Source organism: Archangium lipolyticum, assembly GCF_024623785.1.
Taxonomy (GTDB): domain Bacteria; phylum Myxococcota; class Myxococcia; order Myxococcales; family Myxococcaceae; genus Archangium; species Archangium lipolyticum.
The window spans coordinates 171,443-184,533 of sequence record NZ_JANKBZ010000003.1; the positions used below are offsets into that span (position 1 = coordinate 171,443).

9 protein-coding genes and 1 pseudogene are annotated in these 13,091 nt (G+C 66.6%); 4 read left to right on the forward strand and 6 right to left on the reverse strand.

What is annotated here, in order from left to right; all coding sequences use genetic code 11:
- Positions 1–4: 4 nt before the first annotated feature.
- The 4 genes from NR810_RS07820 to NR810_RS07835 all read right to left on the reverse strand — a co-directional run bounded on the left by NR810_RS07820 (position 5) and on the right by NR810_RS07835 (position 5,263).
- On the reverse strand, positions 5–385 hold the full coding sequence (locus NR810_RS07820; RefSeq protein WP_257449668.1) for a hypothetical protein: 381 nt from the start codon (positions 383–385) through the stop codon (positions 5–7).
- On the reverse strand, positions 382–1,542 hold the full coding sequence (locus NR810_RS07825; protein WP_257449670.1) for a tetratricopeptide repeat protein: 1,161 nt from the start codon (positions 1,540–1,542) through the stop codon (positions 382–384). The genes NR810_RS07820 and NR810_RS07825 overlap by 4 nt, the downstream gene beginning before the upstream one ends.
- Positions 1,543–1,601: 59 nt before the next feature.
- Positions 1,602–3,167, reverse strand: a complete 1,566-nt coding sequence (locus tag NR810_RS07830; protein ID WP_257449671.1) for a DUF4331 domain-containing protein — start codon at positions 3,165–3,167, stop codon at positions 1,602–1,604.
- 143 nt (positions 3,168–3,310) lie between these two features.
- Positions 3,311–5,263, reverse strand: a complete 1,953-nt coding sequence (locus NR810_RS07835; RefSeq protein ID WP_257450686.1) for a TIM44-like domain-containing protein — start codon at positions 5,261–5,263, stop codon at positions 3,311–3,313.
- A 102-nt stretch (positions 5,264–5,365) separates the two neighbouring features.
- Between NR810_RS07835 and NR810_RS07840 the strand changes: the two genes are divergently transcribed.
- The 4 genes from NR810_RS07840 (at position 5,366) to NR810_RS07855 (ending at position 12,267) form a co-directional block, all read left to right on the forward strand.
- Positions 5,366–6,142 carry an enoyl-CoA hydratase-related protein gene (locus tag NR810_RS07840; RefSeq protein WP_257449673.1) on the forward strand — a complete coding sequence of 259 codons (777 nt, stop codon included), beginning with the start codon at positions 5,366–5,368 and terminating at the stop codon, positions 6,140–6,142.
- Positions 6,143–6,258: 116 nt separating this feature from the next.
- On the forward strand, positions 6,259–6,582 hold the full coding sequence (locus NR810_RS07845) for an aldehyde dehydrogenase family protein (RefSeq protein WP_257449675.1): 324 nt from the start codon (positions 6,259–6,261) through the stop codon (positions 6,580–6,582).
- A 1,027-nt stretch (positions 6,583–7,609) separates the two neighbouring features.
- On the forward strand, positions 7,610–8,047 hold the full coding sequence (locus tag NR810_RS07850; protein ID WP_257449677.1) for a hypothetical protein: 438 nt from the start codon (positions 7,610–7,612) through the stop codon (positions 8,045–8,047).
- Positions 8,047–12,267, forward strand: a complete 4,221-nt coding sequence (locus NR810_RS07855) for a hypothetical protein (RefSeq protein ID WP_257449679.1) — start codon at positions 8,047–8,049, stop codon at positions 12,265–12,267. Before NR810_RS07850 ends, NR810_RS07855 begins: the two co-directional genes overlap by 1 nt.
- Positions 12,268–12,308: 41 nt before the next feature.
- On the opposite strand, the pseudogene NR810_RS07860 reads toward NR810_RS07855, so the two are convergent.
- Positions 12,309–12,464, reverse strand: a pseudogene (locus NR810_RS07860) (hypothetical protein); the annotation flags it as partial.
- Positions 12,465–12,505: 41 nt separating this feature from the next.
- On the reverse strand, positions 12,506–12,958 hold the full coding sequence (locus NR810_RS07865) for a flavin reductase family protein (RefSeq protein ID WP_257449681.1): 453 nt from the start codon (positions 12,956–12,958) through the stop codon (positions 12,506–12,508).
- Positions 12,959–13,091 lie beyond the last annotated feature (133 nt).

Below are 13,091 nucleotides of genomic sequence, written 5' to 3' on the forward strand. Positions count from 1 at the left end.
AGCCTCAGAAGGAGAAGCCTACCTTGAGGACTCCCACCTGGAGGGCAGTGCCCGAGCCCTCCCTGTTCGTCTCGTAGCTCAAATCCAGGTCGAACATCGACACCTGATATCCGCCCGGGCAGGATCGCAACGGCGAGAGTGTCATCGAGAGAGTGCCACCGGCCGGCCCGTGCGAAGACAGCAGGTAGGCCTCGGGCCGGGGGACCAGGGGGTCCCCCAACGTCGTCAGGGTGACGACGGCCTCGGGCGGGCACCTCCCCATGCCCCGCGAGCCCGCCTCCAGGTGCACCTCGGCGACGTGGCCGAGCATGGGCAGGTGGCTCACGTCCGCCCACGGAGGAAGAAGGAGGAGTCCTCCCACCAGCCCGCCAGGAACCCGTTTCATCTGGACGCCCTCTGGGCGAGCCCGGCGGCGATCGCGCTGGCGTGCGATTGGAAGAGGGGATGGCGGGCACCGGCCTTCAACACCCGCTCGATTTGCGATTGCGCCTCGCGGTAACGGCCGTTGGCCTGGAGCGCCCATGCGTACGCGTCGAGGGTGTAGACGTCCTGACGGCGAGCGGACTCGCGTTCCGCCAGGCGCAGTGCCCGGACGGGCTCGTTGGCATGTTCGATGTAATAGAAGATCAACTCGCGGTTGGCGTTGTCGTTGCCCTTGCTCTCGCGCACGGCTTGCCGTTCGAAGGTGCGGAAGGCCTTTCGTGCTTCGCGGGAGCGGCCAGCGCGCTCCAGCGCTTCCGCCAGCGGATAGAGGTTCTCCGGGTGGGGCGCGACGGCGTAGCGCGTCTCGAGCAACTCGACGGCTTCCGCCCAGCGCTTCTGCTCCATGCGTAGCGTGCCGAGAGCCCCGAGCGCGTAGTGATACCGGGGGAACAGATGCAAGGCCTCGGTCAGTGCGGACTCGGCCTCCCGTTGCCTGCCACTGACGAGGTGCAGGTGACCGATCTGGGTCAGGAGCCAGGCGCGGTCCTCGAGCTCACCCGGGTCGGTCTGGTCATGGGCCATGCGCATCAGCTCCAGCGCGCCCTCGACATCACCGTGGAGCTCACGCAGATAGGCGGCTCGCGTCAGCCCGGGGATGTTGCCCGGACGAAGGTCGAGCATCCACTGCGCGGCGGCTTCCGCCTCCGGATAGTCGCCGAGCTCGGTGTTGGCATCCGCGAGGAAGCCATACACGAGCACATCGTCGGGCGCACGGCGGTTGAGCTCGCGGGCGAGCTCGCGGGCCTTCTCGAACTCATGCTTGCCCAACAGCAACCAGCACTGGACCTTGCGGCCCTCGAAGTTGTCGGGCTGGAGACGGAAGGAGCTCTTCAGGGCCTCCTCTGCCTGATCATAATGAGAGGGCTCGCCCGTCTCTCGCGCGCGGCGAGCCAGGGCCAGCGCGAGGTCATTGTAGGCCTGGTAGTAGTCGGGGTGCTTCTCGATGGCGCCGCGCGCCTGGGTGATCCGCGCCTCCGCGGGTGTGGGCTTCACGTCTGCCTGGCCGAGGGCAACCGACGCGAACAGCAGGACCCCCGTCAGACTCCAAATCGCTTTCATGGGAATCTCCTGGGAAGAAGGACCGTGGCGCACGGTGAGCGCGCCCACGGTCTGGCTGACTAGTTGACGGGACCGCCTCCCACTTCACCCGGGTCGAGGTGGCGGCGGTTGCGGCCGTCCCAGGCGAGGCCGAGGTACGGGAAGGTGTTCTTGTAGGGGGCGTCGTTGACGTTCACGCCGTCGCCGATGCGGTTGTTGGGGGCCTTGTTGAAACTGGGATTCAGTACGCCCGCCACCACGCGCGCGGAGATGTCGGTGACGTCGTCGCCCAGGCGGCGTCCGTTGGGGAAGCCGGCGGGATCGCCCGCGAGCAGACCGAGGCGCTTCTGCTTGCCCACGGGCGTGGGAGGGACACCCGTGTTCAGGCGGAGCAGATCGGCGACCGGGCCGGCCGGGGTGCCCGCGGCGGCGATGGGCGGCGCGTAGGTGACCAGCGGCAGCAGATCGTTACGGGGTGGGGCGGGGATGTCGATCCCATAGACGGCGTTCAACACGCGCGCCAGCAGGGGATCGAGGAAGAAGGGCGCGAACCGCGAGTCATTCCGGGGCTGGTCCATGCTGAAGCGGTCCTTGGAGCCCGTGCCCACGAGGAGCTCGTTGATGAGCGCATTGCCCATGCGCTGCACCTGCCGCCAGGCATCGTCCGCCTGGGCTTCCCGTGCCGTGGTGGGCTGCCTGCGGACGAAGACTCGCTGGCGTGAGGTGGTCCCCCAGGAGCCGATCGTGGCCTTGGGGTCGGAGGCCGCGTGCTTCTTGCCGTCGCTGGTCAGCAGGGAGACGGGGACCTCGATGGCGATGGCGTTCACGTTGAAGCCGGAGACGGCATCCGTGGCGAAGTTGCGGGTGTCGTCGGCGTCCTGGGCGTCCGACAGCACTCCGGGCACATTGAAACCGGTGGTGCGGAAGTTCAGGGAATCGAAGGCCGCGCCCAGGTCGATCCAGAAAGGATCCTCCACGGTGCCGGCGAAGACGCGGACGTCATGACCGACCTGGTAGAGCGCCTGTTTGAACAGGGAGGGGTAGTTGGGCATGGTGCGCGGCCCGACGTTGCTCGGCAGCGCGAACAGGGGCATGTGTCCGCCCAGGCGGGTGCGCTTCACGGAGTTGCCAGGGCCGCGGCGCGCCAGGGTCACCGTGTACCGCTGGCGCAGGTTGAGCCCCTCCGAGCCGGGCCCGTCCAGCGCGGTGATGGCCGGCGGCACGATGGGTGTACCGGGTGCGACCGGCGGGGGCGAGTTGCCCGGCGCGGGGATTCCCGTGCCCGCTCCCACGAAGCCCGTGAAGACGTTGGGCGCGCGGATCTCCGTGGTGAAGCGGAACTCGAACCAGACGTCCTCGACGGCGTCGTGGTTGTTGTCGATCTTGATGGCGTAGAGGACGTTGGGATCGAACGGGAAGTAGTTGGGCCCGTTCGCGGGCTCCAACAGCGGATCCACGCTCAGGATGAACGTGACCTTGTCTGGCTTGTCGTAGCTGACGAAGGCGAAGAAGTCGGTGATGTCCGCCTTGTGGTCCAGGGCGGTGATGGGGGCCTCGCGGTGGCTGGCGGCAAAGGCACCGGACGGGACTGCCAGGATGGCCGCCATCAGGACGGTGATGGTGGCCAGCGGGTTCGGTTTCAGCATGGTCGGTCCTCACGGAGTGGGTGGTTTCCACTCTCGATACGGACCGGTGGTGAAAATGGATGACCCCGGCGGAGAGCACCGGGAGGCAGCGTGGAACCCGGGCAACCAGGCTGCCCGGCCGATGGTGGCACCTCAGCCGAGGCTCATCGCCCGCCCAGCATCTCCGGCAGCTTGTCCACGAGACCGAGGTGGCCGGCGGCGAACTCCAGCATGCGCCGCTCCTTGCGGTCGATCCGCCCATCCACGAGCGCCATCTCCACGAGGTTGCGCAGGAAGACCTCGGCCTCGGGCGTGCCGCGCTGGACGAGCCGGGTGAAGAGCTGCGGGCCGGTGTTGAGGGCCATCTCCACGTTGCTCCAGGGGACGCTCCAGCGGCGCGCGCACAGCTCGAGCAGCTTGCGCTCGGCGGAGTCCACGGTGCCGTCGGCCGACGCGAGCGCGGCCATCATGTAGAGCAGGCGCTGGCGCTCCTGGGGATCGGCGATGACGTCATCCACCGGCCCCTGCGCGAGCCCCGGAACCTCGATGGGCTGCCCTCGCTGGGCGGTCCTCCGGGCGGTGACCCTGGCGAAGCGCCGCTGCTCACGGGCATCCCAGGACTCGAACGGATCCGCGGAGGCGAGCACCCAGTCCCGCTCGCCGCTGCCGAGCCCGGTGCCGCAGTAGTCGCAGGTGATGGCGGCCGAGTCGGTGAGGGGTGCGTTGCACTGAGGGCACCGGTTGGTGGACATGCCGTTGTCCGTGTTGGTGCGAGCGCCGTGCTTGCGCAGCAGCGTGAAGACCCAGCGCTGCGGGACCGTCGGCAGGGCGGGAGGACGCTCGTTGACGGGACCCACGCCCATGCGGGCGCTCCAGCGCACCTCCACATGCGCCTTGTCGAAGCCCTGGGGGTCCACCTCGAAGCCCCGGGTGATGACCCCGCCCACGGCGCACTCGAGGAACACCTTGCGCCGGCCCTGCCTGGCGAGCGAGCCCAGCTCCTCGTCCAGCCGGCCGATGGCGTCGGCGCTGGCCACCTTGTGCAGCGCCTGCGTGGTGCCCCGGCTCTGCGCGTCGATCCACTTCCAGAACAGCAGGGAGGTGCGGTCCTCGAGGATCTCCAGGTTGAGGGCCGGGTCGGCCTCGCGGGCCTCGCGGAGGTTGTCCACCTGGGCGTGGTGGCGCACGTGCTCGATGCCCTGGGTGATCTCCGAGAGCGTCCAGTCGTAGTTACCGGAGTTCACGATGGCGCCGCAGTACTCGCAACGGTTGGCGGCACCGCCCTTGTACGGAGCGCCGCAGTTGGGGCACTTGCCCTGGAAGAGATCCTCACCGACGCGCGTCTGGACTCCGGGCTTGCGCACGAAGGACCAGACCTCGGTGAAGGCCTCCAGCGGGGCGCGCTTCGCGGCGGCGAGGGCCTCGGCCTCTGAGGCGGAGGCGGCCACGTCGGCGTCCCGCATCCGGGCGCGCACGCGCAGGTGCACCGTGTCGAACCACTGGCTCTGGTCCAGCCCGATGAGCTGCACGTCCAGCACGTGGATGTCGGTGATGGCGTCGCGCACCCCCTGGGCGGCCATGAGCTGGAGCTGGACGTCGAAGCGCTGGTACGTGGCGTCCGACAGGAACGGCCGCACGGGGGACATGTCCCGCTTGAACCAGGCGTCCTGCAGCTCCAGGAAGAGCTTGCGCGTCTTGTCGAGCAGGACCTGGGGGTCGAACTGGGGATCCTTGAGACGCAGCGCGTTGACCCAGCCCTGGACGTCCCGGGTGGAGACGGTGGTGCGCTGCTCGGCCTCGCGCTGCTGGAAGGCCCGCTGCGTGGCGCCCGTGGGGTGGACGTTGCGCCGGTAGAAGAACCAGCCGGCCACGCAGACGCCGATCAACGGCAGCATCACGTAGGGGTACCGGATGGTGAGCCGGATCAGCAGCTCGAGGAGCTCGAAAATCAGCCAGAACGGGATGCCGCCGCCCCCTCCGTCGTCATCGGAGGAGGGGGAGCTGTAGTGCTCACCCCCCCCACCGCGCGCGAGGGCCGCGAGGGGAACGAGCAGGGCGAGGCCTGGGAGGAGCCAGGGGAGCAGACGGGCGAGGGAGCGTTTCGAGGCGGTGCACATCGCGCTCAAGAGTAATCGTTTCCGCCTTGTCAGGCCCGAGGAGTCGCCGCAGGCTGGGGGCTCGAATGGTGGCCCGGTGTAGGGGCCGGTAAGGGAGGGTATATGGCGGAATTCAAGATCGACGCGCGAGGACCCATCGAGATCTGGACCATCGACGGAGAGGGGCGGCGCAACGCCATCAGCCGGGCGATGCTGAAGGAGCTGGAGGAGATGGTGACGCGGGTGTCGCGCGGTCACGACACGCGGGCGGTGGTGATTACGGGGGCGGGGGACAAGGCGTTCTGCGCGGGGGCGGATCTGAAGGAGCGCTCGACGATGAGCGAGCCCGAGGTGCGCGCCTTCCTGGAGGGGCTGCGGCGCACGTTCCGGGCCATCGAGAAGAGCGACTGCGTGTTCATCGCGGCGGTGAACGGGGCGGCGTTCGGGGGAGGGACGGAGCTGGCGTTGTCGTGCGACCTGCGGGTAGCGGCGCCGGCGGCGGAGCTGGGGCTGACGGAGGTGAAGCTGGGCATCATCCCCGGGGGTGGAGGGACGCAGCGGTTGACGCGGCTGGTGGGGCCGGGGAGGGCGAAGGATCTGATCCTGACCGGAAGGCGCGTGAACGCGGCGGAGGCCTTCAGCATCGGGCTGGTGAACCGGCTGGCGCCGGAGGGGCACCTGCTGGACACGGCGTACGCGATGGCGGAGAGCATCGTGGAGAACGCGCCGATCGCGGTGGCCACGGCCAAGCACGCCATCGACGAGGGCCTGTCGCTGGAGCTGGACGAGGCACTCGCGCTGGAGCTGCGCCAGTACGAGAAGGTGCTCGCCACGGAGGACCGGCTGGAGGGCCTCAAGGCCTTCGCCGAGAAGCGCAAGCCCGCCTACAAGGGGCGCTGAGCAGGGCGGGGGAGACAGGTTCAAATCCTGTCTCCACCACCTAAGTACCTATCGGGCCTTCACCGGCCAGCAACTCTAACTCAGAACTAGTGTCTGCTTCCGAGCCTGTCTGGACGGTGGACTCCATCGTGGTCGTGGACACGGAGGAGGAGCTCATCACGGAGATGAACGTCTCCAACGGTGCGCTCGTGGCCTCCATCGCCTGCGATGAGCCCGGGACGGCCCGGCGCATCGCCTCCGAGTTGCGCGCCTTCAAGGTGGGCATCAACGCCGTGCGCTCCCGCAGAGACCGGGAGGAGACCTTTGGAGGCATCGGCCAGTCCTGGCAGGGTTGCTTCGTGGGAGGCACCTACTTGGTGCATGCCGTGACCCAGGGCCCCCCTGGCGAGCGGCTCTTCGGTAACTTCCCCGACTACACCCTGCTGCCGGAGAAGCGTTAGGGGCCGGGTCCGGCATCCGCTCAGTCCTCGGCTCCGACCGTGTTCTCGATGAGGTGCCACGGTCCGAGCCTGGACACGGAGGCTCGGACCGTGCGGCTCCTCGTCCAGGGCGGCTCGAGGGGCTGGGTAGGACACGCCGTCGACGGTCACGCTGCTCCTGGGGCTGGCGAAGGCGCTGACGTTCGCCCACATCACGGGAAGGGAGGCGCCTCCGGAGTGCTCCCCGGGATTGATGAATCCGCCCAACTCGGGCGTTGGAGGGGAGAAGGCCTCGTACGAGAGAACGATTTCCTCACCTTGATGGGAGATGAATCGGAGCCGCATCGTTGGCAAGCCATTGCTCTCGCCCTCCTCGTACTCCATGAGTGGCTGGTAGAGCGTCCGCCGGTCGGTCAACACCATGGCACGCTCGCGGGCGATCTCCTCATCATTGAAGAAGTCGATCTGAGCTCCATCGTGCTGCGTGATGATCGCCCGGAGCAGCGGCGGCTGCCCGGTCCGCCGGCTCTCCAGCACTCGACGGGCCGCATTCTTCTTAAGGTCGTTGCGTGGAGCCCTCTTTCTCCACCCGCCCCCTGTGAACACCATTACTCGGGGGGTGCATGATGCCTTTCGCGGACCACAGCAGGCCTGATCTCATGGTCTTCACTAGATCTAGCCAGCGGACCTCCCCGGATCTGAACTCCGGGGTGAAACTCCGCCTATTCCTACGCTCTATGGACACTATCTCCCGTGATTATTGGGTGTGTCCACAAAACCTGGGCAGGCTCAGTCACGTTCGTGCCGCCGCAATGTAGGGCTCGGTGGGGCCCCCACGCCCGTGGCTGCCCGGCTGTTTCATCTGCTCTATGCGTCGAAGCTTCCATTCAGTCGAGGTCCTGGGTGGTGCTGTTCTGTGGCTCCTCCTGGCGCTTGAGCAGGTGGCAGGACGGGCGCTGGGCGCATGCCGTCACATTCTTGGGATGTGCCACTCAACTGTTGTGTGGGTAGCACTGTCCGCCAGCGCATCCACGAAAGGAGGTACCTCATGGGGACGGAGAGTGAGAAGGCACCGAAGGAGCACGCGGACATCCCGGACGCCATCAACACGGTTGCGACTAGGCTTAAGTCCCAGCCGCTGCTCCTGGCCTTGGGCGTCATCCTGGTGCTCGCAATCGTGGCCACATCCGTCTTGGAGGCGCTGCAGCCGCTCTTGCCGGCCGCTGTCGTCGTTTTTGCCCTGGCGCTCGTCGCGTGGGGATTGGGCGAAGTCCTCCAGCACCGAGGGGAGTCGCGAAGGGCCGGGGGGCGGGACGTGCGGCTCGATGCTGCACGTATCCGGAAGGGCGCTACTGTGTCGGGCGTGGATGAGCGGACGCGTACTGCCCGGACGACGTCTCGGGACAGGGTCCGCCTCAAGGCCCGCGATGTAGGCGGCGAGGTGACGGGCATCCGCATTGAGGGCAGCGAGCCGCAGGAGCGCTGATGATGCTAGCAGCCGCGCCGGGGGCGCTTGACTTCCGAGCTGTGCTAGACTGGGCGACGGAGAGCTACGTGCCCCGTCCGCTGCTGGAGCAGGAGGTTCGCCAGCGACTCCAGAGGACTGATTGCCCCTGCCAGTTGATTGTTGGGGAGCTGGGATGTGGGAAGACCTCGCTGGCCTCTCACTTCATCCAGCGCGAGGGCTACTTGCACCACTTCCTGCGGGTGGGGCACACGGAGTCATCTCTCTGGGGGGATCCCTACGCATTCCTTACCTCGCTGGGGTTCCAGCTCAAGGCTGCCTTCGGAAGTGGGCTCTTTCCCGAGGTCATGGCTATGAGCGTCCGGGGCAGCGTCCATAACGTTGGGAAGACGGGGCGCGTGGTGGGGATCGATGTCGAGCGCTACGTCACCGTGCCCTGGCGGCGGGAGGAGCTAAATCTCCACGTGGACCTTGAGGCGCGCTGGGTCGAGGGCAAGGCGATAGGCATCCGCATCGGGGAACTCGTCGAAGAATACCGCCACATTCCGCTGCTGACCTTCCGGCAGATGGCGTGGTTCGAGCCCTTGCGTCGCCTTCGTGAGTTGGCTCCAGGCCAGCGCGTTGTCGTCTGGATTGATGGCCTCGACGAGGACACGTCACTGCCTGGGCCTGGCCAGGGCTGCTTCGAGCAGCGCATCGTCGACATCCTCCCGCTGGGCTCCGAGCTCGCGGAGCTGGGCAACGCGCTCCTGGTGGTGACGTCCCGCCGAGGGCCACATCTCGACCGCTTCCTGCGGGATGGGGCTCCAGTGCTGGAGATGGACGCGCCGGAGTACAGGGGGGACACGGCGCAGGCGATTGCGGAGTTCGTCGAGCAGGGGTTGGCCTCTGCGGATGTGGTCCGGGAGTTGGAATCCCTTGACTGGCCTCCAGCGACACTGCGCCGGGAACTGCATGAGCGCAGCGAGCAGAACTTTCTGTATGTGCGCCAGTTCTTCGAGTCCCTGCGCGCAGGCCACGGAGCGCTGCTGCGCGCGGGAGGGCTTCCCAGTGGCCTGGGGAGCATCTACGAGCGCATCCTCGGTGGACTTGCCCGGAGGCAGGGGGACCGTTATGGGGAGTTCTTCCAGCCTGTGCTTGAGGTCCTTGCTGTGGCCTACGACGCGCTGGGTGGCCAGCAACTCGTGCGCCTCACCGGACTCTCACCCAACCGCGTCGCCGAAGTGATTGCCGAGCTCAAGCCCTTTCTCGATACGCACGAGCACGAGCAGGAATCGCTCTATACGTTTCATCACAAATCTCTGCGGGACTTCCTCACCTGCGAAGAGACGCGCGAGGAGGTGTGGCACGTCGACCCAGCCCGTGCTCATGCACGCGTGGCGGAGCGCTGCTTCAGCGGCGGAGAGGTGGGCCTCGACGACTACGGGCTTCGATTCGGCACGTCGCATCTGGCGCAGGGCGGGTGGCCGGAGCAGCTTCAGCTCATGCGGCTCATCGGCAGCCGCTGGCGAAAGACGTGCCGGGAGCACTTCGGCTCCAACCGTGCCTTCCTGCGAGACCTGGAGGCTGCGGCCGGATGCGCGCGGAAGCTGCCCTTCGCGGAGGCAATCCGGGAGATCTGCCGATTCGGGCTGATGGGCGCCTTGGTGGAGAACGCGGAGCGCCAGAATTCCCCCCTGGCGCTGGAGGTCATGCTGAAGCTCCACCAGACGGAGCGGGCCCTGGAGTACATGCCTGTCCGCGCCCGTGGGACTGCTGGTTCCACCTGGCGCGCGTCCGTCCTGCGGGGCCTCGCGAGTATTGGTGCGCCAGGGCAGAAGCTCTTCGAGCAGCTATTGCAGGAGGGCATCGAGCAAGTGAGTCGCGACCTCGACACACTGGCCGTTAACAGCTCCCGGCTCCTGGAGGCTTGTGCGCCAACCCATGCCCCTTTCATGGCCGACATTCTGGAGAGGGTCGCCCGGAGTCTTCTCCGCGCCCCCATTCCCATGGACGCCCCGCCACCGGCTGGTATCTATGTAGAGGGCGCCCGGCTCTGGAGTACCATCGATCCGAAGATGGCGGATCTCTGGTTCCGAGGGGCGCTCGCCCTCATCTATGACCACGGTTCTGGACTCCATCCATTCTCGTACTGGATTCTGGGTGTCCTACTTCGCTACTGGTCGGAAATCGACCCGGCCGCAGCTGCCGAGGCCATGCAGACCCGGCAGGTGCCGCTGGATCCGTACGTCATCTCTGGGTTGCTGGCCGTGGGCGCCGCGCAGGGGAAGGACCGGCTCGTTTGGCATCTGCTCCAGGTGCTTCACTGGCTGAATGCCGCGCCGACCAGCGTTGAGGAACTCAAGGAGACTAATTACATCAGGCGGGGGCGGTATCGAATTGCCATCATAGCGGCCCGGCACCTGAACTTGTTGGGCTTCCACGAGACTGCTTCCAGGCTGGTTGAGCGCACGCTAGAGCGCGTGACGCAGGCTCGAGCCCGGTTTGGTCGCGAGAACACGGAGGAGCTGGACATCCTGCTCGAGACAGCGGAGATCGATTACCAGATTGACCCCGCGCGGGCCCAGCGGACCCTTGAGCAGGTCTGGGAAGTTCTGGCGATGCACCGAGAGCCGCCATATGACTTCGTGGATCTTGAAGACAGTGATGACTTCAGGGCGGGGCTGCCTACGCTGGTGCGCCTGCAGCTCGAGACGGATGCAGACCTGCTTGAGCCCTATGTCGAATCGCTGACAGACAGGGAGCTGAAATCGAAGGTTTCGGTGGAGGCCGCCAGGCAACTCGCGGTGAGCGCTCCAGGGCGGGCCCGAGACTATCTCGAAGCGGCCCTAAGCCTTTCCGAGCGTCCCACCATATCCTTCTGGTGCTGGGGCACGCTCATGCTCGAACTGGTCCACGCGGGGGGACTCGACGATCGGAGACGCAACGCGGCGTTCCTCAAGCAGCGGGGGCTGGACAAGGACAGCCTCGTGTGCTGGCGGCTGGGGATACTTGGGGAGCTGAATGCGCGCGTGCCCTCCCAAGCGTGGGAATGGCTTACGGAAACGCTCCAACTCTGGGACAGCCAGGACATCGACTTCGTGCAGAACCTCCCGGCCGCACTCCCGAACTGGCCGGAGCAGATCGTCCGGCGACTTCCAGATGTGCTCGACTCGGTGCGGGGGCCCGTCCAGCGGCGGTTCCTCCAGGCAGCGCTGGCCCGGTGCCTTCATAGCATAGACCCTGCGAGGAGCGCACAGTGGCTCGACTCGGCAGCTACGAGTCCGGAGGGCATCGGGAGCGCCCCTCTGTTTGAGCCGGTCCAACTCGCCTTCGTCGCCGGTCAGGCGTGGAATATTGACGCGTTGAGGGCCTCGGAAATTTGGAAGAGAGCTGTTGCCCTGCTCGACAAAACCTGGCCGTCCGGTTCCATGCCGCACCAGAATTGTCAGATTAACATGCTTGAGAATTTGCGACAGGGGAGCCCAAGGGCATCGCTCTCGGAGTTGGTCCGTTTCGCGACATCACCGGAGGGCAATGGCTGGGAGGAATGGAAACGCACGGTGGTCGTCGCAGGAGTCGGGGTTTCCGAATACCGCCTCGCCGGGCTGTTTGGGGGGCAGTTCCCCCTTGCTCTGACGCTGCTGGAACTGAGCTCGCGTTCCGAGGAGGAGTTGAGTGTCCCGTTCATCGAGTCGCTCCCACCCGCTGTGCAGAGCCTGTTCTGGTCGCGCTTCGCACCGATCGCGGGCGGATATCCCCTGCCGCGCAAGCTCGTTTGGTGCCGGAAGGCAGTGGAGCAGGCTTGGCTGATTCCGCTCCATGGCTTGAGGTGCCTGCTCCTGGCGGATGCCGCAGTGGCCTACCTTCAGCTCGGCGCGAAGCAGCGGGCCCGGGAACTTGCGCTCAGCGTGGAGCGGGAGATTCTGACCAGCGAACGGTTCGTGGGGTCCTCCTTGTTGGAACTCCAACCCCTGGCCGGGTACGCGTATGCGCTGGGCCGGGTGCTGCGAGTATCCATTGCTTGTAGAGAGACGCAGAGGGCTCTTGCGACGCTCTGGAATTCGCGAGTGCTGGGCCCTGACGGCTTTCTTCTGGTGGTGGCGAGCCTTCCCGCGACACTCCGAGAACATCACCGCATCGACTTCGACTCCTGGGTGTCTGTCGTGGACGAGGCAATCCATGTGTACGCAGACGTCGACTCCACCGTCGCAGCCTGGACCGGGCTCTCCTCCTCCAGCCCCGGCTCCGCCCCCGCTTGAGGGCGCAGTTGCGCGCCTGACGCGTGCTCCCACACGTCGATGGTCAGCAGGGCCTTCTGTCCGTGCTTGAGCAGCAGATCCGCGTTGCTCGCGTACGCGGCGTGGTGCTTGCCGTGGTGGAACTCGAGCGTCTCCGCGCTGATGTGGGGGGCGAGAGCGTCCTTCTTGTAGGGCGGGTCGGGCAGCGTGAACGGCACGGGATATGTCCTTTCGTCGTGGGGGTGATGGGAGGGTGTTCCTACAGCGTCGTGACGGCTCGATACGCTCGGTTCCAATAGAGGAGGGGTTCCCGCTCCTCCTCGCGGCGAACGCCGACCACCCGCCCGATGAGCAGGAGGTGGTCTCCATGGCGGTGCAGGTCGAGCAATGTGCATGAGAAGCCCGCTAGGCAATCTCGAACGAAAGCGTCATCGTCGAACGCGGCGTCCTCGGCCTCCCCCTTCGAGCACCGCACCGCGATGTCTCGCTGGGTGGAGGAGAGGACGCTCACGGTGAATCGCCCGGCCACCTGCACCCGCTTCAGGGTACGAGAGCGTTCCGAGAGGGCGACCAGTACGAGCGGTGGCTCCAACGAGAGCGAGCTGAAGGAACTCACCGTCGTCGCCCCAAGCCCCTGCGCGTCGCGGACCGAGACGACCGCCACGCCACTCGCCCACCGTGCCAGCGCTTCCCGAAAATCGGGAACGCTCATTCCTTCTGGAGTGCTCTGGGTCATGCCCCCGCTCTACCAGCGCACGACCCATATATCAGCAGCCTGGAAGATATATTGGCAGATTGCCAATGCGCTGGCGCGGTCTCCCCGCTCCGGCTCGGGAATATCCAGA